Annotated in this window: 22 protein-coding genes; 12 read left to right on the top strand and 10 right to left on the bottom strand. The window is 61.6% G+C overall.

What is annotated here, in order from left to right:
- The first annotated feature begins 3 nt into the window (after positions 1-3).
- The 5 genes from clpP to KI243_RS22365 all read left to right on the top strand — a co-directional run bounded on the left by clpP (position 4) and on the right by KI243_RS22365 (position 7,124).
- Positions 4-639 carry an ATP-dependent Clp endopeptidase proteolytic subunit ClpP gene (clpP, locus tag KI243_RS22385; RefSeq protein ID WP_017129550.1) on the top strand — a complete coding sequence of 212 codons (636 nt, stop codon included), beginning with the start codon at positions 4-6 and terminating at the stop codon, positions 637-639.
- Between the two features lie 112 nt (positions 640-751).
- Positions 752-2,035, top strand: coding sequence for an ATP-dependent Clp protease ATP-binding subunit ClpX (gene clpX, locus KI243_RS22380; protein WP_008048848.1), 1,284 nt, complete (start codon positions 752-754; stop codon positions 2,033-2,035).
- Between the two features lie 170 nt (positions 2,036-2,205).
- Positions 2,206-4,602: an endopeptidase La gene (lon, locus tag KI243_RS22375; RefSeq protein ID WP_017129549.1), complete on the top strand. Its 2,397-nt coding sequence runs from the start codon at positions 2,206-2,208 to the stop codon at positions 4,600-4,602.
- A 147-nt stretch (positions 4,603-4,749) separates the two neighbouring features.
- Positions 4,750-5,022, top strand: coding sequence for an HU family DNA-binding protein (locus KI243_RS22370; RefSeq protein ID WP_002552737.1), 273 nt, complete (start codon positions 4,750-4,752; stop codon positions 5,020-5,022).
- Between the two features lie 242 nt (positions 5,023-5,264).
- Positions 5,265-7,124, top strand: coding sequence for a SurA N-terminal domain-containing protein (locus KI243_RS22365; RefSeq protein ID WP_212811244.1), 1,860 nt, complete (start codon positions 5,265-5,267; stop codon positions 7,122-7,124).
- Positions 7,125-7,207: 83 nt separating this feature from the next.
- Here the strand turns inward: KI243_RS22365 and KI243_RS22360 are convergent, their stop codons facing one another.
- The 7 genes from KI243_RS22360 to gloB form a co-directional block, all read right to left on the bottom strand.
- The gene (locus tag KI243_RS22360) at positions 7,208-8,821 is read right to left on the bottom strand and encodes an ABC transporter ATP-binding protein (RefSeq protein WP_017129547.1); all 1,614 of its coding nucleotides are present in this window, start codon (positions 8,819-8,821) and stop codon (positions 7,208-7,210) included.
- A 1-nt stretch (position 8,822) separates the two neighbouring features.
- Complete coding sequence (locus KI243_RS22355; RefSeq protein WP_017129546.1) at positions 8,823-9,842, bottom strand: ABC transporter permease; 1,020 nt, start codon at positions 9,840-9,842, stop codon at positions 8,823-8,825.
- A 1-nt stretch (position 9,843) separates the two neighbouring features.
- A complete protein-coding gene (locus KI243_RS22350; RefSeq protein WP_017129545.1) occupies positions 9,844-10,917 on the bottom strand; it encodes a microcin C ABC transporter permease YejB in 1,074 nt (357 codons plus the stop codon).
- 1 nt (position 10,918) lies between these two features.
- Positions 10,919-12,763 (bottom strand): extracellular solute-binding protein, encoded by a 1,845-nt coding sequence (locus tag KI243_RS22345; RefSeq protein ID WP_212809926.1) that lies wholly within the window; start codon positions 12,761-12,763, stop codon positions 10,919-10,921.
- Entirely contained in the window at positions 12,760-14,589 is a 1,830-nt protein-coding gene (locus KI243_RS22340; RefSeq protein ID WP_177129439.1) for an extracellular solute-binding protein, read from the bottom strand. The genes KI243_RS22345 and KI243_RS22340 overlap by 4 nt, the downstream gene beginning before the upstream one ends.
- Positions 14,590-14,730: 141 nt before the next feature.
- Positions 14,731-16,137 carry a transglycosylase SLT domain-containing protein gene (locus tag KI243_RS22335; RefSeq protein WP_042937130.1) on the bottom strand — a complete coding sequence of 469 codons (1,407 nt, stop codon included), beginning with the start codon at positions 16,135-16,137 and terminating at the stop codon, positions 14,731-14,733.
- Between the two features lie 99 nt (positions 16,138-16,236).
- Positions 16,237-17,016: a hydroxyacylglutathione hydrolase gene (gene gloB / locus KI243_RS22330; protein ID WP_017129541.1), complete on the bottom strand. Its 780-nt coding sequence runs from the start codon at positions 17,014-17,016 to the stop codon at positions 16,237-16,239.
- Positions 17,017-17,091: 75 nt separating this feature from the next.
- On the opposite strand from gloB, the gene KI243_RS22325 reads away from it, so the two are divergent.
- From KI243_RS22325 to KI243_RS22305, 5 genes are all read left to right on the top strand, one after another.
- Complete coding sequence (locus KI243_RS22325; RefSeq protein WP_017129540.1) at positions 17,092-17,850, top strand: methyltransferase domain-containing protein; 759 nt, start codon at positions 17,092-17,094, stop codon at positions 17,848-17,850.
- 90 nt (positions 17,851-17,940) lie between these two features.
- Complete coding sequence (rnhA, locus tag KI243_RS22320; RefSeq protein WP_017129539.1) at positions 17,941-18,393, top strand: ribonuclease HI; 453 nt, start codon at positions 17,941-17,943, stop codon at positions 18,391-18,393.
- Positions 18,386-19,141 carry a DNA polymerase III subunit epsilon gene (gene dnaQ, locus KI243_RS22315; protein WP_017129538.1) on the top strand — a complete coding sequence of 252 codons (756 nt, stop codon included), beginning with the start codon at positions 18,386-18,388 and terminating at the stop codon, positions 19,139-19,141. Before rnhA ends, dnaQ begins: the two co-directional genes overlap by 8 nt.
- A 118-nt stretch (positions 19,142-19,259) precedes the next feature.
- Entirely contained in the window at positions 19,260-21,515 is a 2,256-nt protein-coding gene (locus tag KI243_RS22310; protein WP_177107607.1) for an Orn/Lys/Arg decarboxylase N-terminal domain-containing protein, read from the top strand.
- Between the two features lie 14 nt (positions 21,516-21,529).
- On the top strand, positions 21,530-22,090 hold the full coding sequence (locus tag KI243_RS22305; protein ID WP_042937128.1) for a GNAT family N-acetyltransferase: 561 nt from the start codon (positions 21,530-21,532) through the stop codon (positions 22,088-22,090).
- 31 nt (positions 22,091-22,121) lie between these two features.
- Here the strand turns inward: KI243_RS22305 and KI243_RS22300 are convergent, their stop codons facing one another.
- Entirely contained in the window at positions 22,122-23,018 is an 897-nt protein-coding gene (locus KI243_RS22300) for a LysR substrate-binding domain-containing protein (RefSeq protein WP_212809925.1), read from the bottom strand.
- Positions 23,019-23,118: 100 nt separating this feature from the next.
- Positions 23,119-23,358, bottom strand: coding sequence for a hypothetical protein (locus KI243_RS22295; protein ID WP_017129534.1), 240 nt, complete (start codon positions 23,356-23,358; stop codon positions 23,119-23,121).
- Between the two features lie 217 nt (positions 23,359-23,575).
- On the opposite strand from KI243_RS22295, the gene KI243_RS22290 reads away from it, so the two are divergent.
- Positions 23,576-24,133: an NAD(P)H-dependent oxidoreductase gene (locus KI243_RS22290; RefSeq protein WP_017129533.1), complete on the top strand. Its 558-nt coding sequence runs from the start codon at positions 23,576-23,578 to the stop codon at positions 24,131-24,133.
- Positions 24,134-24,136: 3 nt separating this feature from the next.
- Here KI243_RS22290 and KI243_RS22285 read toward each other — a convergent pair whose 3' ends face one another.
- Complete coding sequence (locus KI243_RS22285) at positions 24,137-24,799, bottom strand: TetR/AcrR family transcriptional regulator (RefSeq protein WP_017129532.1); 663 nt, start codon at positions 24,797-24,799, stop codon at positions 24,137-24,139.
- A gap of 55 nt (positions 24,800-24,854) precedes the next feature.
- On the opposite strand from KI243_RS22285, the gene KI243_RS22280 reads away from it, so the two are divergent.
- The gene (locus tag KI243_RS22280; RefSeq protein ID WP_017129531.1) at positions 24,855-25,958 is read left to right on the top strand and encodes a DUF2855 family protein; all 1,104 of its coding nucleotides are present in this window, start codon (positions 24,855-24,857) and stop codon (positions 25,956-25,958) included.
- The last annotated feature ends 19 nt before the right edge of the window (positions 25,959-25,977 follow it).

Here is a 25,977-nt window from a genome sequence, read left to right as displayed (position 1 = left end):
AGCATGTTCCGTAATTCCTATATTCAGCAGAACTCTGATATCCAGGCCGCAGGCGGCCTGGTCCCGATGGTTGTCGAGCAGTCCGCTCGTGGCGAGCGCGCCTATGACATCTACTCGCGTCTTCTCAAGGAGCGGGTGATTTTCCTGGTGGGCCCGGTAGAGGACTACATGGCCAACCTGATCTGTGCGCAATTGCTGTTCCTTGAAGCGGAAAATCCGGACAAGGACATCCATCTGTACATCAACTCCCCGGGCGGTTCGGTGACGGCTGGCATGTCGATCTACGACACCATGCAGTTCATCAAGCCAAACGTGTCGACCACCTGTATCGGTCAGGCATGCAGCATGGGCGCGTTCCTGTTGACCGCCGGTGCCGAAGGCAAGCGTTTCTGCCTGCCGAACTCGCGCGTGATGATTCACCAGCCACTGGGCGGTTTCCAGGGCCAGGCGTCGGATATCGAAATCCACGCCAAGGAAATCCTCTTCATTCGCGAACGCCTCAACACGCTGATGGCCAAGCACAGCGGACGTACTCTTGAAGAAATCGAGCGCGATACCAACCGCGACAACTTCATGAGTGCAGAAGCTGCGAAGGCATATGGCCTGATCGATGAAGTGATCACCCAGCGCCCCGCTTAAAATAAGCAGCTCAAAATAGGGGTGGTCGGCAGGTCCGATCACCGGCGGGCTTGAAAAAGCCCGCAATAGCCTTCATCTTGTGTTGCAAGCCTATCGGATTTGGATCGAACGAATGACTGACACCCGCAACGGCGAGGACAACGGCAAGCTGCTCTATTGCTCCTTCTGTGGCAAAAGCCAGCATGAAGTACGCAAATTGATTGCCGGCCCCTCGGTCTTTATCTGCGACGAGTGCGTCGACTTGTGCAACGACATCATCCGTGAGGAGGTGCAGGAAGCACAGGCCGAAAGCAGCGCGCATAAATTGCCTTCGCCTAAAGAAATCAGCGGCATCCTTGATCAGTATGTGATTGGTCAGGAGCGTGCGAAAAAGGTTCTCGCGGTAGCGGTCTACAACCACTACAAGCGTCTGAACCAGCGTGACAAGAAAAATGACGACGTCGAGCTCGGCAAGAGCAACATCCTGCTGATCGGTCCGACCGGCTCGGGTAAGACCCTGCTGGCTGAAACCCTGGCGCGTCTGCTGAATGTGCCGTTCACCATCGCCGATGCAACCACCCTCACCGAGGCGGGTTACGTGGGCGAGGACGTGGAAAACATCATTCAGAAACTGCTGCAGAAGTGCGATTACGACGTGGAAAAGGCCCAGATGGGCATTGTCTACATCGACGAAATCGACAAGATTTCCCGCAAGTCCGACAACCCTTCGATTACCCGGGACGTTTCCGGCGAAGGCGTGCAGCAGGCCTTGCTGAAGTTGATCGAGGGCACGGTCGCTTCCGTTCCGCCACAAGGCGGTCGCAAGCACCCTCAGCAGGAGTTCCTGCAGGTCGACACCCGTAACATCCTGTTTATCTGTGGTGGTGCGTTCTCCGGCCTGGAAAAGGTCATCCAGAACCGTTCGACCAAGGGCGGCATCGGCTTCAACGCCGAAGTTCGCAGCAAGGAAGAAGGCAAGAAGGTCGGTGAATCCCTGCGTGAGGTCGAACCTGACGATCTGGTCAAGTTCGGTCTGATTCCGGAATTCGTCGGTCGCCTGCCGGTCCTGGCGACGCTGGACGAGCTGGATGAAGCTGCATTGATGCAGATCCTCACCGAGCCGAAGAACGCGTTGACCAAGCAGTACGCCAAGTTGTTCGAAATGGAAGGCGTTGACCTCGAGTTCCGTACCGATGCGCTGAAATCCGTGGCCAAGCGTGCCCTGGAGCGCAAGACCGGTGCCCGTGGCCTGCGTTCGATCCTCGAAGGCGTCTTGCTCGACACCATGTACGAAATCCCCTCGCAGTCCGAGGTGAGTAAAGTGGTGATCGACGAAAGCGTCATAGAAGGCAAGTCCAAGCCGCTGTATATCTATGAAAACAGCGAGCCGACGGCCAAGGCCGCACCTGACGCGTAAGCGTCCGAGCGTGTGACCCGGAAAAAGGGGGCCTTCGGGCCCCCTTTGCTTTTCCAGGCCCTTTTGCTTTTCCTGACAGGGTGCTTGTTTTTTTCCGAGGCAGCCCCCATCTTGGTTTCAAGCTTACTTCCATCTGTTTACGGCCTTATGGCCGCCGTAGAGGCGAAATCATGAAGACAACCATCGAATTGCCTCTCCTGCCATTGCGTGATGTCGTGGTGTATCCGCACATGGTTATCCCGCTGTTCGTGGGGCGCGAGAAGTCTATCGAAGCCCTCGAGGCCGCGATGACGGGCGACAAGCAGATCCTGCTGCTGGCCCAACGTAATCCTGCCGATGATGACCCGGGCGAAGATGCACTGTATCGAGTCGGTACCGTGGCCACTGTCCTGCAATTGCTCAAGCTGCCGGACGGTACCGTCAAGGTCCTGGTGGAAGGCGAGCAGCGCGGCACCGTCGAGCGTTTCAGCGAAGTCGATGGCCATTGCCGTGCGGAAGTGGCGCTGATCGAAGAGACCGAAGCCCCGGACCGCGAGTCCGAAGTCTTCGTGCGCAGCCTGTTGTCGCAGTTCGAGCAGTACGTGCAACTGGGCAAGAAGGTGCCGGCCGAGGTCCTGTCCTCGTTGAACAGCATCGATGAGCCAAGCCGCCTGGTCGATACCATGGCCGCCCACATGGCGCTGAAGATCGAGCAGAAACAGGAAATTCTTGAAATCGTCGAGCTGCCGGCCCGTGTCGAACACGTCCTGGCACTGCTGGACGCTGAAATCGACCTGCTGCAGGTGGAAAAACGCATCCGTGGCCGCGTCAAGAAGCAAATGGAGCGCAGCCAGCGCGAGTACTACCTGAATGAGCAGATGAAGGCCATTCAGAAAGAGCTGGGCGATGGCGACGAAGGCCACAACGAAATCGAAGAGCTGAAAAAGCGTATCGATGCCGCCGGCCTGCCGAAAGACGCCCTGACCAAGGCCCAGGCCGAGCTGAACAAGCTCAAGCAGATGTCGCCGATGTCGGCCGAAGCCACCGTTGTGCGTTCCTACCTCGACTGGCTGGTGCAGGTGCCCTGGAAGACCCAGAGCAAGGTGCGCCTGGACCTCAAGCGGGCCGAGGACATCCTCGATGCCGATCATTACGGCCTGGATGAGGTCAAGGAACGGATTCTCGAATACCTCGCCGTGCAGAAGCGCGTGAAGAAGATTCGTGGCCCGGTGTTGTGCCTGGTCGGTCCTCCCGGGGTCGGTAAAACCTCCCTGGCGGAGTCGATTGCCCACGCAACCAACCGTAAATTCGTACGCATGGCCCTCGGTGGCGTGCGTGACGAGGCGGAAATCCGTGGTCATCGCCGGACTTATATCGGTTCGATGCCAGGAAGATTGATACAAAAGATGACAAAGGTGGGTGTGCGCAACCCGTTGTTCCTGCTCGATGAAATCGACAAGATGGGCAGCGACATGCGTGGCGATCCGGCCTCGGCCCTGCTGGAGGTCCTGGACCCCGAGCAGAACCACAATTTCAACGATCATTACCTGGAAGTCGACTACGACCTGTCCGACGTGATGTTCCTCTGCACCTCCAACTCGATGAATATTCCGCCGGCGCTGCTGGACCGGATGGAAGTGATCCGCCTGCCGGGTTACACCGAGGACGAGAAGATCAATATCGCCACCAAGTACCTGTCGCCCAAGCAGATTCAGGCCAACGGCCTGAAGAAGGGCGAGCTGGAATTCGAGGTCGAGGCGATCCGCGACATCATCCGTTACTACACCCGCGAAGCCGGTGTACGTGGGCTGGAGCGGCAGATTGCCAAGGTCTGCCGCAAGGCGGTGAAGGAGCATGCGCTGGAAAAACGCTTCGCGGTGACGGTGACTTCCGACCTGCTGGAGCACTTCCTGGGCGTGCGCAAGTTCCGCTACGGCCTGGCCGAACAGCAGGATCAGATCGGTCAGGTGACCGGCCTGGCCTGGACCCAGGTGGGCGGCGAACTGCTGACCATCGAGGCGGCCGTGGTACCGGGCAAGGGCCAGTTGATCAAAACCGGTTCCCTGGGCGATGTCATGGTCGAGTCGATCACCGCGGCCCTCACCGTGGTGCGCAGCCGGGCCAAGAGCCTGGGCATCCCGCTGGACTTCCATGAGAAGCGCGACACCCATATCCATATGCCGGAAGGGGCCACGCCGAAAGACGGCCCTAGCGCGGGCGTAGGAATGTGTACGGCCCTGGTGTCAGCCTTGACGGGGATCCCTGTGCGTGCGGATGTTGCCATGACCGGCGAAATCACCCTGCGGGGTCAGGTGCTTGCGATTGGTGGCTTGAAGGAAAAACTGCTCGCGGCTCACCGTGGCGGGATCAAGATTGTGATCATTCCGGAAGAGAATGTGCGCGATCTGAAGGAAATTCCTGACAATATCAAGCAGGATCTTCAGATTAAACCAGTTAAATGGATTGACGAGGTCCTGCAAATTGCGCTGCAATACGCGCCGGAGCCCTTGCCAGATGTGGTTCCGGAGATCGTCGCGAAGGATGAGAAACGCGATTCGGATTCCAAGGAAAGAATCAGTACCCATTAGTAGAGATCTTGCCTGGGTGGGCTTCCTTGACAGCTTTTTAGAGCCCTTGTTATAAAGCGGCTCTTAAGTGTCTAGGCCATTCAGCACCTGTTTTAGCTTTCACCAAAAAACTTAGAAACATACTCAATAGATATAAGGGGACTTAGAGTGAACAAGTCGGAACTGATTGATGCTATCGCTGCATCTGCTGATATCCCGAAAGCCGCTGCTGGCCGTGCGCTGGACGCAGTAATCGAATCCGTCACTGGCGCTCTGAAGGCTGGCGACTCCGTTGTACTGGTTGGTTTCGGTACTTTCTCTGTTACCGATCGTCCTGCTCGCATTGGTCGTAACCCACAGACCGGTAAGACGCTGGAAATCGCTGCAGCTAAAAAACCAGGTTTCAAAGCCGGTAAAGCACTGAAAGAAGCGGTCAACTAAGTTTCTTTCAAGCCTTTGCCTATCCGGGTCGGGTTCACTCCTGACTTGGCAGCGGAGCGGTAAAGCGGTCGGGCAGACCTTTCAGGGTAGCGCCGTCCTGTCATGCCGAGGGTCGCAGGTTCGATCTTCGTCCGCTCCGCCAGTTACGAGAAGGCGCATCCTCGGATGCGCCTTTCTTCTATCCGGATTCTACCCACGCTCCACGGTTGCCTATTTTGAAGTTCAACCGTTTCTGGGGACGCATGCTGCAAAATATCAGGGACAATTCACAAGGCTGGATTGCCAAGACCATTATCGGGGTCATCGTCGCATTGATGGCGCTGACCGGTTTCGATGCCATTTTCCGGGCTACCTCCACCAGTCAGGACGCGGCCAAGGTCAATGGTGAGGAAATCACCCAGAACGAGCTGAGCCAGGCGGTCGACATGCAACGCCGCCAGCTGATGCAACAGCTGGGCAAGGATTTCGACGCGTCGCTGCTGGATGAAAAGATGCTGCGCGAATCCGCCCTCAAGGGGCTGATCGATCGCAAGCTGCTGCTGCAAGGCGCCGAGAAATCGAAATTCGCTTTCTCCGAAGCCGCGCTGGACCAGGTCATTCTGCTGACGCCTGAATTCCAGGTGGACGGCAAGTTCAGTGCCGATCGTTTCGATCAGGTGATTCGCCAGCTGGGCTACAGCCGTATGCAGTTCCGCCAGATGCTGGCCCAGGAAATGCTGATCGGCCAGGTGCGCGCCGGTCTGGCCGGCAGTGGTTTCGTGACCGATGCCCAGGTCCTGGCCTTTGCCCGCCTGGAGAAGCAGACCCGTGACTTCTCTTCCTTGAGCATCAAGTCCGACCCGTCCGCCGTGAAACTGACCGATGACGAGGTCAAGGTTTACTACGACAAGCACGCCAAGGAATTCATGACCCCGGATCAGGTGGTGGTGGATTACCTGGAACTGAAGAAGTCTTCCTTCTTCGATCAGGTCAGCGTCAAGGACGAAGACCTGCAAGCCTTGTATCAGAAAGAGACGGCCAACCTGTCCGAGCAACGTCGGGCGGCGCATATCCTGATCGAAGTGAACGACAAGGTCACCGACGCCCAGGCCAAGGCCAAGATCGAAGAGATCCAGCAGCGTCTGGCCAAGGGTGAGAATTTTGCCGCCCTGGCGAAGGAGTTCTCCCAGGACCCGGGTTCGGCCAGCAATGGCGGTGACCTCGGTTTCGCCGGTCCCGGTGTCTACGACCCAGCCTTCGAGAAAGCGCTGTATGCGTTGAACAAGGACCAGGTTTCGACTCCGGTGCGCAGCGAGTTCGGTTATCACCTGATCAAGCTGCTGGGTGTCGAGGCGCCTGAAGTGCCGACCTTCGCCAGCCTGAAGGACAAGTTGACCCGCGAGCTGAAGGCCCAGCAGGTCGAGCAGCGTTTCGTCGAGGCGACCAAGCAACTGGAAGACTCTTCGTTCGAAGCCTCCGATCTGGCCCAGCCGGCCCAGGACCTGAACCTGAAGGTACAGACCTCCGCTCCGTTCGGTCGTGAAGGCGGCGAAGGCCTGGCGGCCAATCGTGCCGTGGTGACTGCCGCGTTCAGCCCGGAAGTTCTCGACGAGGGTGCCAACAGCACCGCCATCGACCTGGATCCGGACACGGTCGTCGTCCTGCGTGCCAAGGAGCACCGCAAGCCTGAGCAACTGCCGCTGGAAAGCGTTGATGCGAGCATCCGCAAGCAACTGACCAAGGAGCACGCCACCGCGGCTGCCAAGGTCAAGGCTGACGAGCTGATTGCCAGCCTGCGTGATGGCAAGGCCCTGCCGGCCGGGCTGTCCTGGAAGGTCCAGGAAGCGACGACCCGTGGTCAGGAGGGTGTCGATCCGGCCGTGCTGCAGGCTCTGTTCCGCATGCCGAAGCCTGAAGCCAAGGACAAGCCGACCTTCAACACCGTGACCCTGGCTGATGGCAGCCTGGTGATCGTGCGCCTGAACGGCGTGAACGAAGGTGCTGCGCCGACCGATCAGGAGAAGGCCTCGTACCGTCGCTTCCTCGCTTCGCGTATCGGTCAGCAGGACTTCGCCGCGTATCGCAAGCAACTCGAAGGCCAGGCAGACATCAAGCGCTTCTGAAGCCACTGATACCGTTCAGCCACAAAAAGAAGGCCGCTCAATCGAGCGGCCTTCTTGTTTTCGTGCTCCAGGGTACGCAGTGATCAGGGGGTGACCGGCTCGGGGACGAGGAACGCCGCCTCCAGCAGCTTTTTCGTATAGGGATGCTGCGGCGCGGCAAAGATCTCCTGCGCCGCCCCTTGCTCGACCACCTGGCCATGCTTGACCACCATCAACTGATGGCTCAGCGCCTTGACCACCGCCAGGTCGTGGCTGATAAACAGGTAGGTCAGGTTGTACTTGACCTGCAGCGAGCGCAGCAGTTCGACCACCTGGCGCTGTACGGTGCGGTCGAGGGCCGAGGTCGGTTCATCCAGGAGGATCAGCGCCGGCTTGAGCACCAGGGCCCGGGCGATGGCGATCCGTTGCCGTTGTCCGCCGGAGAACTCGTGGGGATATCGGTGCCGGGTCTGCGGGTCGAGGCCGACTTCCTTCAGCGCGGCAATGATCGCCTGTTCCTGCTCGGCCGGTGTGCCGATCTTATGGATACGCAGGCCTTCGCCAACGATCTCGCTGACACACATGCGCGGGCTGAGGCTGCCGAACGGGTCCTGGAACACCACCTGCATTTCCCGCCGCAGAGGTCGCACCTGCTGCTGGGACAGGCAGCTCAACGACTGGCCTTCGAAGCGGATATCGCCTTTGCTGCCGATCAGCCGCAGAATCGCCAGGCCCAGGGTCGACTTGCCCGAGCCGCTTTCCCCGACGATGCCGAGGGTCTGGCCCTGGGGCAGGCTGAAGTTGATGCCGTCCACCGCCTTGACATGGTCCACGGTGCTGCGCAGCAGGCCTTTCTTGATCGGGAACCAGACCTTCAGGTCCTCGACTTCCAGCAAGGGCGCGCCGGCCTCGTTCGCCGCTGGTTCGCCGCGTGGCTCGGCGCTCAGCAATTCGCAGGTGTAGGGATGTTGCGGCTTGCAGAACAGTTCCTCGCAGCCCGCCTGTTCGACGATACGCCCGTTCTGCATCACACAGACCCGATGGGCGATCCGCCGCACCAGGTTGAGGTCGTGGCTGATCAGCAGCAGCGCCATGCCCAGTCGCGCCTGCAGTTCCTTGAGCAAATCGAGGATCTTCAGTTGCACGGTGACGTCCAGCGCCGTGGTCGGTTCGTCGGCGATCAGCAGTTCCGGTTCATTGGCCAGCGCCATGGCGATCATCACGCGCTGGCGCTGACCGCCGGAGAGCTCGTGTGGCAGCGCCTTGAGGCGTTTGTGCGGCTCGGGTATGCCCACCAGCTCCAACAGCTCCAGGGTGCGTCGTGTGGCCACCTTGCCGGTCAATCCCTTGTGGATGCCGAGCACTTCATTGATCTGCTTCTCGATGGAGTGCAGCGGGTTCAACGAAGTCATCGGTTCCTGGAAGATCATCGCGATGCGGTTGCCGCGAATATGCCGCAGGGTTTTCTCCTTGAGGGCCAGCAGATTCTGTCCCGAATACTGGATGGTCCCGCTCGGATGGTGCGCCAGCGGATAGGGCAGCAGGCGCAGGATCGAGTGGGCGGTGACCGATTTGCCCGAACCGCTCTCGCCGACCAGGGCCAGGGTCTCGCCGCGGCGGATATCGAAGCTGACGCCTTCGACCACGCGCTGGCGGTGTTCGCCGACGACAAATTCCACCGCGAGGTCGCGCACTTCGATCAGATTGTCCTGATTCATGTTATTTCCTCGGGTCGAAGGCATCGCGAGCGGACTCGCCGATAAATACCAGCAGGCTCAGCATGATCGCCAGGACGGCAAAGGCACTGATGCCCAGCCATGGCGCCTGCAGGTTGGACTTGCCCTGGGCCACCAGTTCGCCAAGCGACGGGGCTCCCGGCGGCAGGCCGAAGCCGAGGAAGTCCAGGGCGGTCAGGGTGCCGATGGCGCCGGTGAGGATGAACGGCATGAAGGTCATGGTCGAGACCATGGCGTTGGGCAGGATATGCCGGAACATGATCGCGATGTTCTGCATGCCCAGGGCCCGGGCCGCGCGCACATATTCCAGGTTGCGGCCGCGGAGGAACTCGGCGCGGACCACGTCCACCAGGCTCATCCATGAAAACAGCAGCATGATCCCCAGCAGCCACCAGAAGTTCGGCTGGACGAAGCTGGCGAGGATGATCAGCAGGTAGAGCACCGGCAGGCCGGACCAGATCTCCAGGAAGCGCTGGCCGGCGAGGTCGACCCAGCCGCCATAGAAACCCTGCAGGGCGCCGGCGATCACCCCGATGATCGAACTGAGGATCGTCAGTGTCAGGGCGAACAGGACCGAGATGCGGAAACCGTAGATCACCCGTGCCAGCACGTCACGGCCCTGGTCGTCGGTCCCCAGCAGGTTGTCCGCCGAGGGCGGGGCGGGTGCCGGCACCTTCAGGTCGTAGTTGATGCTCTGGTAGCTGAACGGGATCGGTGCCCAGACCACCCAGGCATCCTTGGCCTTCATCAGTTCGCGGATATACGGGCTCTTGTAGTTGGCCTCCAGCGGGAATTCGCCACCGAAGGTGGTTTCCGGGTAGCGCTTGAGGGCCGGGAAATACCAGGCGCCGTCGTAGTGCACCACCAGCGGCTTGTCGTTGGCGATCAACTCGGCACCGAGGCTCACGCCGAACAGGATCAGGAAGAGCCACAAGGACCACCAGCCGCGCTTGTTGGCCTTGAAACGCTCGAAGCGTCGGCGATTGAGGGGGGATAACTTCATCTCAATGCTCCCGGTGTTCGAAGTCGATGCGTGGGTCGACCAGGGTGTAGGTCAGGTCGCCGATCAGTTTCACCACCAGGCCCAGCAGGGTGAAGATGAACAGGGTGCCGAAGACCACCGGGTAATCGCGGTTGATCGCCGCCTCGAAGCTCATCAGGCCGAGGCCGTCGAGGGAAAAGATCACCTCCACCAGCAACGAGCCGGTGAAGAAGATGCCGATGAAGGCGGAGGGAAAACCGGCGATCACCAGCAGCATCGCGTTGCGGAACACGTGGCCGTAGAGCACCCGGCGTTGCGTCAGGCCCTTGGCCTTGGCGGTGACCACGTACTGCTTGTTGATCTCGTCGAGGAAGCTGTTCTTGGTCAGCAGGGTCATGGTCGCGAAGTTGCCGATCACCAGCGCGGTGACAGGCAGTGCCAGGTGCCAGAAGTAGTCGAGGATCTTGCCGCCCATGCTCAGTTGATCGAAGTTGTTCGAGGTCAGCCCGCGCAGGGGAAACCAGTCCAGGTAACTGCCGCCGGCAAACACCACGATCAGCAGGATGGCGAACAGGAACGCCGGGATGGCATAACCGACGATGATCGCCGAACTGGTCCAGACATCGAAATGACTGCCGTGGCGGGTGGCCTTGGCGATCCCCAGGGGGATCGAGACCAGGTACATGATCAGGGTGCTCCACAACCCCAGGGAGATCGACACCGGCATCTTTTCCCGGATCAGGTCGATGACCTTGGCGTCGCGAAAGAAACTGTCGCCGAAGTCCAGGGTCGCGTAGTTCTTGACCATGATCCACAAGCGTTCCGGCGCCGACTTGTCGAAGCCGTACATGTGTTCGATTTCCTTCACCAGCGCCGGATCCAGGCCCTGGGCACCGCGATAGCTGGAACCGGCCACCGAGACCTCCGAGCCGCCGCCGGCGATCCGGCTGGTGGCGCCCTCGAAGCCTTCGAGCTTGGCGATCATCTGTTCCACCGGACCGCCGGGGGCCGCCTGGATGATCACGAAGTTGATCAGCAGGATGCCGAACAGAGTCGGGATGATCAGCAACAGTCGCCGAAAAATATAGGCCAGCATCTTATTGCTCCGCGCTTGTGCTGTTGGTTTTTTCCAGCGATACCGCCGGCTTGGCGTCCGGCTTGATCCACCAGGTGGACGTACCGACATCGTAGGTCGGCGAGACTTTCGGGTGGCCGATATGATCCCAGTAGGCCACGCGCCAGGTCTTGATGTGCCAGTTCGGGATCACGTAGTAACCCCATTGCAGCACGCGGTCCAGTGCCCTGGCGTGGTCCACCAGGCTCTGCCGGGAGTCGGCGTTGATCAGTTGTTCCACCAGGGTATCCACCGCCGGGTCCTTGAGGCCCATGGTGTTGCGGCTGCCGGGCTTGTCGGCGCTGGCGGACATCCAGAACTCGCGCTGTTCGTTACCCGGCGAGCTGGATTGCGGGAAGCTGCCGACCACCATGTCGAAATCCCGCGAACGCAGGCGGTTGATGTACTGGGACACGTCGACCCGGCGAATCACCAGGTCGATGCCCAGGTCGGCGAGGTTGCGCTTGAACGGCAGCAGGACCCGCTCGAACTCGGTCTGGGCCAGCAGGAACTCGATGCTCACCGGCTTGCCGCTGGTGTCGACCATCTTGTCGTCGACGATATGCCAGCCGGCCTCCAGCAGCAGTTGATAGGCGCGACGTTGCTGGTTGCGGATCATCCCGCTGCCGTCACACAGCGGCGGTTGGAAAGCCTCGTCGAACACCTGCGCGGGGATCTTGCCGCGCAGGGGCTCGAGAATCGCCAGTTGGGCCTTGTCCGGCAGACCGGTGGCCGCCATTTCCGAGTTCTCGAAATAACTGCGGGTGCGGGTATAGGCGCCATTGAACAGCTGCTTGTTGCTCCACTCGAAGTCGAACAGCAAGCTCAGGGCATGACGTACGCGGATATCCTGGAACATCGGTTTGCGCAGGTTGTAGACAAAACCCTGCATGCCGGTCGGGTTGCCGTTGGGGATCTGCTCCTTGATCAGCCGTCCCTGGGCCACGGCGGGGGTGTTGTAGGCATTGGCCCAGTTCTTCGCACTCATCTCCAGCCAGTAGTCGAACTGCCCGGCCTTCAGGGCTTCGAGGGCGACGCTGTTGTCGCGGTAGTAATCGGTGGTCATCACGTCGAAGTTGTAGAACCCGCGATTGATCGGCAGGTCCTTGGCCCAGTAGTCCTTCACCCGTTCGTACCGTACCGAGCGCCCGGCCTTGACCTCGGTGACCTTGTACGGACCGCTGCCGAGGGGGAATTCCAGATTGCCCTTGGTGAAGTCGCGGGTGGCCCACCAGTGCTTGGGCAGTACCGGCAACTGGCCAAGGATCAGCGGCAGTTCGCGGTTGTTGGTGTGCTTGAACTTGAACAGCACCCGCAGCGGGTCTTCCGCGATCGCTTCGTCGACATCCGCGTAGTAGGCACGGTAGAGCGGGGCGCCATCCTTGATCAGGGTCTGGAAACTGAACACCACGTCGTCGGCGCGCATCGGATGGCCGTCATGGAAGCGGGCCTCGGGGCGCAGGTAGAAGCGCACCCAGCTGTTGTCCGGGGCCTTTTCGATCTTTTCGGCGACCAGTCCGTATTCGGTGAAGGGCTCGTCCATGCCCTGGCGGGCCAGGGTGTCGTAGATCAGGCCGATATCGTCGGCCGGCACGCCCTTGCTGATAAAGGGGTTGAGGCTGTCGAATCCACCGGAGGCCGACTGGCGGAAGGTGCCGCCCTTGGGCGCATCCGGATTGACGAAATCGACATGCTTGAAGTTGGCGGGGTATTTCGGCGGCTCGTCATAGAGCGTCAGGGCGTGTTGCGGGGCGGCGCTGGCGAAGCCGACCATCCCGGTCAGCAACAGGCCGCTGGCGGACAGCAGCAGGGCACGCAAAGGCATCATTGGGCTTTCTCCGAAGCTTTCATCCACCAGGCGCTCAGGCCCAGGGTGTACGGCGGCGTGGTGACGAAGGCGAACCGATTGCGGTAGGCCAGGCGATGATAGTTGAGGTACCAGTTGGGAATCATGTAGTGCTGCCACAGCAGTACCCGGTCAAGGGCGCGCCCCGCGGCCAGCTGTTCGTCCCGCGAGCGGGCCGCCAGCAGGGCTTCGAGCAGGCGGTCGACCACCGGGTTGGCGACGCCTGCGTAATTCTTGCTGCCCTTGATGGCGGCCTGGCTGGAGTGGAAGTACTGCCATTGTTCAAGGCCCGGGCTGAGGGTCTGGTCGAGGGTCATCAGGATCATGTCGAAGTCGAACTGATCGAGACGCTGTTTGTACTGGGCACGATCCACTGTTCTCAGGTGGGCGTCTACACCGATGCTGGCGAGGTTTTCGACATAGGGCTGGAGAATCCGCTCAAGGTTCGGGTTGACCAGCAGGATCTCGAAGCGCAGCGGCTGCCCGGCGCTGTTCAGCAGGCGCTGGCCGTCGAGCTTCCAGCCGGCCTCCTTCAACAGGGCCAGGGCCTGGCGCATGGTCTCGCGGGGGATGCCGCGACCGTCGGTCCGGGGCAGGCTGAATGGCTGGCTGAACAGACCGGCGGGCAGTTGATCGCGGTACGGCGAGAGCAACAGCCATTCCTGCCCGACCGGCAGGCCGGTGGCGGAAAACTCGCTGTTGGGGTAGTAGCTCATGGCGCGCTGGTAGGCGCCGCTGAACAGGGTGCGGTTGGTCCACTCGAAGTCGAACATCAGCCCCATGGCTTCGCGCACCTTGTCGGCGGCAAAGGTGCTGCGGCGGCTGTTCATGAACAGGCCCTGGGTCTGGGTCGGGATCTGGTGGGCAATCCGGGCCTTGATCACCTCGCCGCGGGCGACCGCGGGAAAGTTGTAGCCCGTATTCCAGTTCTTCGCCTGGTGCTCGATGTAGATATCGAACTCGCCGGCCTTGAAGGCTTCGAAGGCGACGTCGCTGTCACGATAGAACTCGACTTCGACACGGTCGAAGTTGTACTTGCCGCGATTGACCGGCAGGTTCTCGCCCCACCAGTTCTTCACCCGCTCGAACACCAGTTGCCGTCCGGGCTGGACCCGGGTGATGCGGTAGGGGCCGCTGCCCAGCGGTGGCTCGAAGGTCGTCGCCTTGAAGTCGCGACCTTGCCAGTAGTGCTGCGGCAGCACCGGCAGTTCGCCCAGGCGCAGGATCAGCAGCGGGTTGCCCGAACGCTTGAAGACAAAGCGGATCCGCTGCGGCCCGAGCACGTCCACCCGGGAAACCTCCTGCAGGCTGGTGCGGTACTGGGGGTGACCCTCCTTGAGCAGCAGGCGATAGGAAAAGGCCACGTCATAGGCGGTGATCGGCGTGCCGTCGTGAAATCGCGCTTCGGGACGCAGGTTGAACACTACCCAGCTGCGATCTTCGCTGTACTCCACCGATTGTGCGATCAAGCCGTAGCTGGAGGTCGGCTCGTCGCCCGAGGGGGCGTACTGGCCGGTTCCGACCATCAGGGTTTCGTTCAGCTCGTTGACGCCATACTGCAGGAAGTTCGCGGTCGAGACCGGACTGGTGCCCTTGAAGGTGTAGGGGTTGAGCGTGTCGAAGGTACCGAAGGCCATGACCCGCAAGGTGCCACCCTTGGGCGCATCGGCATTGACCCAATCGAAATGGGTGAACCTGGCGGGGTACTTGAGCGTGCCGAACTGCGCATAACCGTGGCTTTCGCTGATCGTAGCGCTTGCGGGAGAGCTCAAGGCCAGGCTGATGAAGATCAGGAGGAGGGGACGCATCAAGTCAGAGATCCGATCCAGGCGGCTTGGGCTATATGGATCGTACCTTAACAGCTTGTATCGACAGGAAAAAGGCGTGCCGCAAGGGGGCACGCCCGGCTCCTGCATCAGGTAACGTGGTGTTTTCGAGGCGGCGGGTTATCAGCGCGGTTTGGACACCGTCAGGATCTGCCCTGGTTTCAGGGCCTGGCCGGTGCGCGGGTTGAGGCGCTTGAGGTGTTGCACCTCGAGATTGAAACGCTTGGCAACAATGTACAGCGAATCGCCTTTCTGCACTTTGTAGGTCGTCGTGGCTGTCTTGCTTGCCGGAGCCCGGACATTATCCTGCATCACCAGGGTCTGGCCGACCTTCAGCTTCTGACCGGACAGCTTGTTCCAGTGCTGCAGGTCCTTGACGTCCACCTTGTTGGCCTTGGCGATCGACGTCAGGTTGTCGCCGTTCTTGACCTTGTAGCGGCGGTTCAGGCGGACCGGAGCATTGCTGGCGACGTTTTCGAATACCGGTTTCTTCGGCCGCAGGCTGATCAGTTCCTCGGGCTTGAGGTTCGACAGGCTGGCGGTCAGCAATTGGGCCTTGGAACTCGGCACCAGCAGGTGTTGCGGACCGTCGAGGGTCGCCTTCTGCTTGTAGGCCGGATTCAGCTGGATCATCTCGTCTTCGTCGATCTCGGCCAGGGCCGCGACGCGGGAAAGGTCCATCGGCTGATTGACTTCGACGGTGGCGAAATACGGTTCGTTGGCGATCGGGTTGAGGTTCACGCCATAGGCTTCGGGGGCCATGACCACCTGGGACAGGGCCAGCAGCTTGGGCACGTAGTCACGGGTTTCCTGGGGCAGCGGCAGGTTCCAGTAGTCGGTGGGCAGGCCGAGTTTTTCGTTGCGCTCGATGGCCCGGCTGACCGTGCCTTCCCCGGCATTGTAGGCCGCCAGGGCCAGCAGCCAGTCGCCGTTGAACATGTCGTGCAGGCGGGTCAGGTAGTTCATCGCCGCGATGGTCGAGGCGGTGATGTCGCGGCGACCGTCGTAGAAGCGGTCCTGGCGCAGGTTGAAATAACGCCCGGTGGACGGGATGAACTGCCACAGGCCGACCGCATCGGCGCGTGAATAGGCCATCGGGTTGTAGGCGCTTTCGATAACCGGCAGCAGCGCCAGTTCCAGCGGCATGTTGCGTTCTTCGAGGCGCTCGACGATGTAGTGGATGTAGAGGGTGCCGCGCTCGCTGGCATTCTCCAGGAACGACGGGTTGCTGGCGAACCACAGGCGCTGCTGCTCGATACGCGGGTTCACCCCCAGGCCATCCTGCAGCTTGAAGCCCTGGCGCATGCGCTCCCAGACATCCTGGGGCGGAGTCGGGTTGGCTTTTTCGCCGAGCCAGATCGGTTTCTGCTTGATCCGGGTGCTGAGGTTCGGGGCCGGTTCGGTGCTGTTATCCGCCGGATGATGAAAGCTTTGGCAGCCCGCCAGGGTGGCGGACACAGCCACGGCGATAGCTTGAGCCAATCGCGTCAATGCGTCTTTGTTGATGGGTTTTCGGTTAGGTGACGACATTGGCTGGAAGGTAGTTCCGGGCAAAAATGTCGGGGGATTCTAGAAAGCGCTCAGGGTGCGGTCAACCATTCAGAATTTTTGTGCCAACCGCCCCACGGATTAGAACTTATCTTTCCAGCCTCGCAGGGCAGCAAACACCTCGCTCGGCGACTGATTATCGAGGCCATTCCGTTCGTCTGCTTTTTCTTTAACAGATGTTTCCCCGACCCGCAGGAACGGATTGGTCAGCCGTTCCAGGGCAATGTTCGAGGGCAGGCTGATCCGACCATCGGCGCGCCACTGGCTGACTTGTGCCACCCGCGCGGCGATGTCCGGGTTGTGCGGCTCGACGGCCTGGGCAAAGCGCAGGTTGCTCAGAGTGTATTCGTGGGTGCAGTAGACGGCGGTACTGGCCGGCAGGGCCGCCAGTCGGCTCAGGGAGGCATGCATCTGTCCGGGTGTACCCTCGAACAGGCGACCGCAGCCGGCGGCGAACAGGGTATCGCCGCAGAACAACAGCGGCGTGCCGACAGTCTCATGATAGAAGGCGATATGTCCGAGGGTGTGGCCGGGGACGGCGAACACCTGGAAGTCCAGGCCGAGCACCTTGACCCGGTCGTTGTCGTGCAGCGCGAGGTCACGGGCCGGGATGTTCTCGGCGGCGGGACCGAGTACGCGGGCACCGGTCGCCTGCTTCAGGCGTTCGACACCGCCGACGTGATCGTGATGGTGATGGGTGACGAGGATATCTTCCAGCTGCCAGCCCGGGTGCTGTTCCAGCCAGGCCAGTACCGGCGCGGCGTCGCCCGGATCGACCACCGCGCAGCGATGCCGGGCGTTGTCCTGCAGCAGCCAGATATAGTTGTCGGTGAAGGCGGGCAGTGCATCGATCTGTATCATGTTGGAAGTCGCCAAGCGGAGAACAATGGCGCATCTTAGAGCCTGGGAAGGACTCATGGCGAGTTGGAGCAAGCAATGACCGATAAAGCGTTCGCTCAGGCTGATCCTGACTGGCTGGCACTGATCAGCGCGGCCCGTGACTGGTTGTCCGGCCCGTTGGGGCAACTGCTGCTCGATGAAGAGCGGCGCATGCTCGAGGATGAACTCGGGCGTTATTTCGGCGGTTACCTGGTGCACTACGGCCCCTCCGCCGAAACCCCGCCACAGGCACAGCAGGTGCGGCGCAACGTGCGTCTCGGCGCGCCGCTGCCGGGGGTGGAGATCGTCTGCGACGAACGGGCCTGGCCGTTGAGTGAACACGCTGCCGATGTCGTGGTGCTTCAACACGGCCTGGATTTCTGCCTGTCGCCCCACGGCCTGCTGCGCGAAGCAGCGGCCAGCGTGCGTCCCGGCGGGCACCTGCTGATCATCGGGATCAATCCCTGGAGTGCCTGGGGGTTGCGGCACGTGTTTGCCCACGATGCGTTGCGCCAGGCCCGATGCATTTCGCCGTCACGGGTCGCCGACTGGCTGAACCTGCTGGGCTTTGCGCTGGAGAAACGCCGCTTCGGATGCTATCGTCCGCCGCTGGCTTCACCGGCCTGGCAGGCACGACTGGCGGGCTGGGAACGGGTTGCCGGCGGCTGGCAGTTGTCGGGCGGTGGCTTCTATCTGTTGGTGGCGCGCAAGATCGTGGTCGGCCTGCGGCCCGTGCGCCAGGTGCGACGCGAACCGGTCGGCAAGCTGGTGCCGTTGCCCATGGCCAAGGTCAACCGCCGCCACAGCGAACCCTAGGTGTTTTTTCCAGGGACCGGGTTCTCCGGTCCGGGCGTCGTCGGCCAGCTGCCGACGGGCCACAGGGCAATTTTCGATGGAAAGGTTGTAATGAGCGATAGCGTTGAACTCTTCACTGATGGTGCCTGCAAGGGCAATCCCGGCCCCGGCGGCTGGGGCGCACTGCTGGTCTGCAAGGGTGTCGAGAAAGAACTCTGGGGCGGCGAGCTCAACACCACCAACAACCGCATGGAACTGCTGGGCGCGATCCGCGGCCTGGAAGAACTCAAGCGGCCGTGCGAGGTGCTGCTGGTGACCGACTCCCAGTACGTGATGAAAGGCATCACCGAGTGGATGGTCAACTGGAAGAAGCGCGGCTGGAAGACCGCGGCCAAGGAGCCGGTGAAGAATGCCGACCTGTGGCAACTGCTGGACGAGCAGGTCAACCGTCACACCGTGAAATGGAAATGGGTACGCGGGCATATCGGCCATCATGGCAACGAGCGCGCCGACCAGTTGGCCAACCGCGGCGTGGATGAAGTGCGAGGAATCAAACATGCGTAGTGTGGTACTCGATACCGAAACCACCGGTATGCCGGTCACCGACGGCCACCGGATCATCGAGATCGGTTGCGTCGAACTGATGGGCCGCCGCCTGACGGGCCGGCATTTCCACGTCTACCTGCAACCGGACCGCGAAAGCGACGAGGGCGCGATCGGCGTCCACGGCATCACCGACCAGTTCCTGGTGGGCAAGCCACGTTTCGGCGAAGTGGCCGACGAGTTCTTCGAGTTCATCAAGGGCGCGCAGCTGATCATCCACAACGCGGCGTTCGACGTTGGCTTCATCAACAACGAATTCGCCTTGCTGGGGCAGCACGACCGGGCCGATATCAGCCAGCACTGCAGCATCCTCGATACCCTGATGATGGCCCGGGAACGGCACCCGGGACAGCGCAACAACCTCGATGCGCTGTGCAAGCGTTACGGCGTCGACAACTCCGGCCGCGAACTGCACGGCGCCTTGCTCGACTCGGAGATCCTCGCCGACGTCTACCTGACCATGACCGGTGGCCAGACCAGCCTGTCCCTGGCCGGCAACGCCACCGACGGCAATGGTTCCGGCGAGGGTTCGGGCAACCAGGCCACCGAGATCCGTCGCCTGCCGGCGGACCGCAAGCCGAGCCGGATCATCCGTGCCAGCGAGAGCGAACTGGCCGAGCACCTGGCCCGCCTGGAAGTCATCGCCAAGTCCGCCGGAGCGCCGGCGCTGTGGACACAACTGGCCGAAGCCGAGTCGCAGTTGCACTAGGGATTTTCAGCGGGCTTTTGTTACAAGAGATCTCGCTTCAGTTCACAGGTAGGGCAAACAGCTTCTACCCTGAAGGAATAGGCGGACAAGGTTCCGCCGCTTCAGGACTGAAAAGCCCATGTACAAGGATTTGAAGTTTCCGATCCTGATCGTGCACCGCGATATCAAGGCGGACACTGTCGCCGGGGATCGGGTACGGGGAATCGCCAAAGAGCTGGAGCAGGAAGGCTTCAGCGTTTTCTGCGCCGTCGATTATGCCGAGGGGCGCCTGGTCGCCTCGACCCACCACGGCCTGGCCTGCATGCTGATCGCAGCAGAGGGCGCCGGGGAAAACACCCACCTGCTGCAGAACATGGTCGAGCTGATCCGCCTGGCACGGGTCCGTGCCCCCGATCTGCCGATCTTCGCCCTCGGTGAACAGGTCACCCTGGAAAACGCGCCGGCCGATGCCATGAGCGAGCTCAATCAGTTGCGCGGCATCCTTTACCTGTTCGAAGACACCGTGCCGTTCCTGGCGCGCCAGGTGGCCCGGGCCGCGCGCAATTACCTGGATGGCCTGTTGCCGCCATTTTTCCGGGCGCTGGTGCAGCACACCGCTGACTCCAACTATTCCTGGCACACGCCGGGGCACGGTGGTGGCGTGGCCTACCGCAAGAGTCCGGTGGGGCAGGCGTTCCATCAGTTCTTCGGGGAAAACACCCTGCGTTCCGACCTGTCGGTGTCCGTACCGGAGCTGGGTTCGTTGCTCGACCACACCGGTCCGCTGGCCGAGGCCGAGGCGCGAGCGGCGCGCAACTTCGGCGCCGACCACACGTTCTTCGTGATCAACGGCACTTCGACCGCGAACAAGATCGTCTGGCATTCGATGGTCGGGCGCGACGACCTGGTGCTGGTGGACCGCAACTGTCACAAGTCGGTGCTGCATTCGATCATCATGACCGGCGCCATCCCGCTGTACCTGTGTCCGGAGCGCAACGAACTGGGAATCATCGGCCCGATTCCCCTGGGCGAATTCAGCCGCGAGTCGATCCAGGCGAAGATCGATGCCAGCCCGCTGACCCGGGGCCGGGTGCCGAAGGTCAAGCTGGCGGTGGTTACCAACTCGACCTATGACGGTCTCTGCTACAACGCCGAACTGATCAAGCAGAGCCTGGGCAACAGTGTCGAAGTGCTGCATTTCGACGAGGCCTGGTATGCCTATGCCGCCTTTCACGAGTTCTTCGCCGGGCGCTATGGCATGGGCACCTCGCGAACCCCGGACAGCCCGCTGGTGTTCACCACCCATTCGACCCACAAGCTGCTGGCGGCCTTCAGCCAGGCCTCGATGATCCATGTGCAGGACGGAGGCGCGCGCCAACTGGACCGCGACCGTTTCAACGAAGCCTTCATGATGCATATCTCCACCTCGCCGCAGTACAGCATCATTGCCTCCCTGGATGTCGCCTCGGCGATGATGGAAGGCCCGGCGGGGCGCTCGCTGTTGCAGGAAATGTTCGATGAAGCGCTGAGCTTCCGCCGGGCCCTGGCCAACCTGAGGCAGCACATTGCCGCCGATGACTGGTGGTTCAGTATCTGGCAGGCGCCACGGGTGGAGGGTATCGACCGGGTCGAGACCGCCGACTGGCTGCTGGAGCCGCAGGCTGACTGGCATGGCTTTGGCGATGTCGCCGAGGACTACGTGCTGCTGGATCCGATCAAGGTCACCCTGGTGATGCCGGGCCTGACCGCCGGCGGTGCGCTGAGCGAACGCGGGATTCCGGCGGCGGTGGTCAGCAAGTTTCTCTGGGAACGCGGCCTAGTGGTGGAGAAGACCGGTCTCTATTCGTTCCTGGTGCTGTTCTCCATGGGCATCACCAAGGGCAAATGGAGCACCCTGCTGACCGAGTTGCTGGAGTTCAAGCGCAACTACGACGCCAATGTCGGCCTGGCCAGTTGCCTGCCGTCCGTCGCGAAACAAGGGCCGCAGCGTTATCAGGGGATGGGTTTGCGCGACCTGTGTGATCAACTGCACGGCTGTTATCGCAGCAATGCCACGGCCAGGCACCTCAAGCGCATGTACACGGTGCTGCCGGAAATCGCCATGAAGCCCGCTGATGCCTATGACCGCCTGGTCCGTGGCGAGGTCGAGGCCGTGTCGATCGACGCACTGCAAGGTCGGGTCGCGGCCGTAATGCTGGTACCTTACCCACCCGGCATCCCGTTGATCATGCCCGGTGAGCGTTTTACCGAAGCGACCCGTTCGATCATTGACTACCTGGCCTTCGCCCGCGCCTTCGACAGCGGTTTTCCCGGCTTTGTCGCGGACGTGCACGGCCTGCAACATGAAGACGACGGTCATGGCCGCTGCTATACCGTCGATTGCATCAAGGATTGAGGACAGTTCGCCCTATGCATTTAGTCATGAACCCGAAAGACCCCGACGTCTCGGTCCGGGTGGCCGACGAGGGCTTCTCCGAGTACATCTGGGGCAGCGATTTCAGTTTCGAAGTCAAGGCCTATGGCCGCGCCGAGATGAACCGCAAGGTCGACCAGTGGCCACTGGTCGCGGTGGCACCGTATCGCAAGTGCTATGGCATCGACCCCGAGGAGTTCGCCAGCTATCGGGGCGCGGCGGACAGTGCGATCTTCATGGCCTATCTCGATGGGCGGGCGGTCGGGCATGTGGTGGTCAGCACCAACTGGAACGGTTTCGCCCATGTCGACGAACTGGCGGTGGATGCCCGCGCGCGCCGCCATGGCGTGGCCAAGTCGCTGCTGGATGTGGTGCGGTTCTGGAGCCACAAGAAAAACCTGCCGGGGATCATGCTGGAAACCCAGAACAACAACCTGGGGGCATGCCGGCTCTATGAACGCTGCGGTTATGTGCTGGGCGGAATGGATCACCTGCGTTATCGCGGAATCGATGCCCAGACTTCCGAGGTGGCACTGTTCTGGTATCTGCTGTTCTAGCCACGGCCCTGCCTGGCCGTCGATCCGCGGATCAGGACGCTGCCAGCATCGCTGTGGCTTTTTCGCCGATGATTTCCAGCAGGGCCTTGTGTGCCGCCGAAGGCTCGTGTTCCTTCAGGGTCAGGGCGTACAGGGTGATGGGAATGGCCGGCGACAGCGGACAGGCATCCAGCCCGCCGTCCCGGGCACCCACGGCGGTGAACGGGTCGACAATCGCCAGGCCTTCGCCGGCTTCGACCATGCTGCGCATCATCTGGTAGGTCTGGACCCGCGTCTGCACCAGCGGCTGCGGACGCAGGGCCTGCAGCTTGCCATCGAGCAGCAGGCTGAGGGTGTCCTGTTCCTCCAGGCCAACCATCGATTGTCCCGCCAGGTCCTGCAGGGAAATGTATTTCTGCCTGGGCTGCAGCCAGCCGTGGGGAGCGAGCAGTTGCAGTTTGCCCTGGGTCAACGCTTCGCACTGGATCTGCGGGTGTTCGGGGTTGTGCAGGCTCAGGCCCAGATCGATCTCGTGCAACAGCAGGCTGCGGACGATGTCGCGGGTGTGCTGGCTGGACAGTGTGCAGGGCGTTTCGCGAAAGCGTCGACGCAGGGCCGCGATACTTTGCGGAAGCAGGTGCTGGGCGAGGGTCGGGGTACAGATCACCCGCAAGGGCGGCTCCTGATGCTGGCGCAGCTCACCGGCCAGGCGGCGCAGTGGCTCCAGCTCCCGATACAGGCGGTTGATCAGCGGTTGCAGTTCGCGGGTTTCACGCGTCGCCTGCATCCGTCCGCGCACGGTGGCGAACAACAGGAAGCCCAGTTGCTGTTCGGCATCCTGCAAGGTGGTGCTGAGCGTGGACGCCGGCAGCTGCAGCAACTCGGCGGCGGCGCCGAGGTTGCCGGTCTGCAGGATGGCCTGGATTGCTTCGATATGGCGTAAACGCATGCGTGAAGTCCATGTCCAGCACAGAGGAGGTCAGTGGACTGATCCTAACTCAAGTTGGCGCGCAAGACTGCAGCTCAGGGTGACAGCTGATAACGATGAGTTATGAAGCGACAACGTTGCTCTCTGGCTCGCGGATGATGGTTATCCCCGATTGCACCAGCAGGAACTCGTTGTCGTCGAGTTTATTGACGCGGTCGCCAATGGCGAGCTTGTAGGTGGTGACTGGCTCCGTGCCGGCCAGGCCTTCGGCTGAAGGCGTGGATTCCTGGAACTCATGCACGGAATAGACGCGACCTTCCGCGTCCCTGGCATGAAATTGTCCGACGAGTACTGCGGCCATCTGTTTAGAACCTCTGGAAATGAACACCCGATTAGCGGCTCAGTAGACCGTGATTTGGCGGGGGAAGTTTTGCACTGTGGAAAAAATAGTCCGCTTATCCTACAGACTTCCGGTTTCGCGCGGGGTAATGCCGGACTGGCGGGAAGAAAATAGCGCGAGCCATGGCGCCTGATCATCTATAACTAAAGCTCCCTTATCCCGACTATCAGGAATGTCCATGAGTACTGTCCATACCGTCGCTGTCCTGGTCGGCAGCCTGAGAAAAGAATCGCTCAACCGCAAGGTCGCGCTGGCCCTGGCCGCTCTCGCGCCAGCCAACCTTACGTTGAAGATCGTCGAGATCGGCGACCTGCCGCTCTACAACGAAGATATTGATGGCGCGCCGCCGGCGGCCTATACGACGTTCCGCCAGCAGGTCGCCAGTGCCGATGCGGTGCTGTTCGTGACCCCGGAATACAACCGCTCGGTGCCCGGCGTGCTGAAGAACGCCATCGACGTCGGTTCCCGGCCCTATGGCAAGAGCGCCTGGAGCGGCAAGCCCGGCGCGGTGATCAGCGTATCGCCGGGAGCCATCGGGGGCTTTGGTGCCAACCATCACCTGCGCCAGTCGCTGGTGTTCCTCAATGTGCCGTGCATGCAGCAGCCGGAAGCCTATTTCGGCGGCGCGGGCAGCGCCTTCGATGAGTCAGGCAGGCTGGCGGAACAGAGCAAGCCGTTCCTGCAGGGCTTTATCGATGCCTACGCGCAGTGGGTCGAGCAGCACAAGAAGGCCTGACCTTCAGGTCGCAGGCTCCAGGTGCCGGGTGACCAGCGCCTGGGTCTGCGCCAGCCAGTTGTCCATGGCCGCCGCTGACAGCTGCGCGAGACGGCAATAACGTCGTCCGCCCCAGACCAGTACCAGCCAGGCGTCGACCTGCCCGGCGGTCGGTGGCTGTGCGAGGTCGGTGCAGGCCGCGAAGGCCTGGTGCCAGGCCCTGGACAATTCCTCGAAGACCCGCTGGTGGTGCTTGGGCTCGGCGATCTGGTGTTCGAGCATCAACAACTCGTAGTCGAACAAGGGCTGGTCCGGCGCGGCGGGATGGCCGCTCAGGCGTATCAGGCGTTCTACCCGGGTCCGCCAGTCAAGGTCCGTGGGCTGGATCACCTGTGCGTCGAGCTGTTGCAGCAGGCGCTCGACACTATGGCGCACATACCCCGAGAGCAGGGCTTCCTTGCTCGGGAAGTAGTCGTACAGGGTGCCGACGGCCACCCCGGCTTCCAGGGAAACCGCGCGGGTGGTCAGGGCCTTCCAGCCGTCGCGCCGCCAAATCCGAACAAAGGCCTGGTAGATCGCCTCGACGGTAAAGATCGCCCGGGCCTGGCTGGGCCGCTTGAGCGGTTTGGCCCGGGGCTTGAGGCTGCTGGCAGTGGGCCTGCCGGCGTTTCCGAACCCGTTTTTCATGGTCTGCCATTACTCTGAGTGCATTCGCCATTATCCAAGCCAAAGGAGTTTGACCATGCCAAGTACCAGCACGGTAACACGGCTGCTCACCCGCAAAAATGCCCTCGACCGCAGCCTGCTCGATCAGGTGCAGCGCAGCCTGGTACCCGGGCCGGGTGAGGCCATCCTGAAGGTCGAGCGCTGTGCGCTGACCACCAATAACATCACCTACGCGGCCTATGGCGATTCGATGAACTACTGGGGATTTTTTCCTACCGGCGAGGACGACTGGGGTCATATGCCGGTGTGGGGTTTCGCCGATGTGCTGGCGTCGAATGTCGAAGGGGTGACGGTCGGTGAACGTTTCTACGGTTACTTCCCGATTGCCAGTCACCTGTGGATGAAGCCGGAGCGGGTGACCGAGCGCGGATTCTACGATGGTGCGGCGCACCGCCAGGAACTGACCTCGGCCTATAACCAGTACACCCGTTGCAGTTGGGACCCGTACTACAGCCCGGCGACCGAGAACCTGCAGATCCTGCTCAAGCCGTTGTTCCTCACCTCCTCGATGCTGGCGGACTTCCTGGCGGACAACCAGTTCTTCGGTGCCACGCGCCTGGTGTTTTCCAGTGCCTCGAGCAAGACCGCGTTCGGCACCGCCGTCTGCCTGGAAGGGCAGTCGGGAGTGCAGCGCATCGCGTTGACATCGACGGGCAACAAGGCGTTTGTCGTGGGCCTGGGCTGTTACGAGCAGACCCTGGGCTATGACGAACTGAGTGAGCTGACGCAAGAGCAGCCGACGCTTTATGTGGACTTTTCCGGTGACCTGCAACTGCGTGACCGGGTCCATCGGCAGTTGGGCGGACGGCTGGTCTACAGCTGTTTCGCCGGCTCCGCGCAGACCACCGGCGAGGCCCGGTTGACTGCCATGGAAGGGCCCACGCCGGTGTTCTTCTTTGCGCCGATCCAGATTCGCAAGCGCAATGCGGACTGGGGCCCGGGACGTGTCAGTGCACATATCGGCGAGGGCCTGCAGCGGTTCTACCGGTTTGTCACCCAGGGGCCGCAACCGCTGCTGGAGGTTCAGGTGGATGAAGGTTATCCGGCGGCACGGCAAGTGATCTCGCAGCTCTGTCACGGCCAGGTGCCGCCTGACCGTGGACATGTCATCAAGCTCTGATATCGCTGGCGGGCCGTTC

It is taken from the genome of Pseudomonas sp. Ost2 (assembly GCF_018326065.1).
In the GTDB taxonomy this organism is placed as follows: domain Bacteria; phylum Pseudomonadota; class Gammaproteobacteria; order Pseudomonadales; family Pseudomonadaceae; genus Aquipseudomonas; species Aquipseudomonas gingeri.
This window is presented reverse-complemented; position numbering and strand designations above follow the sequence as displayed.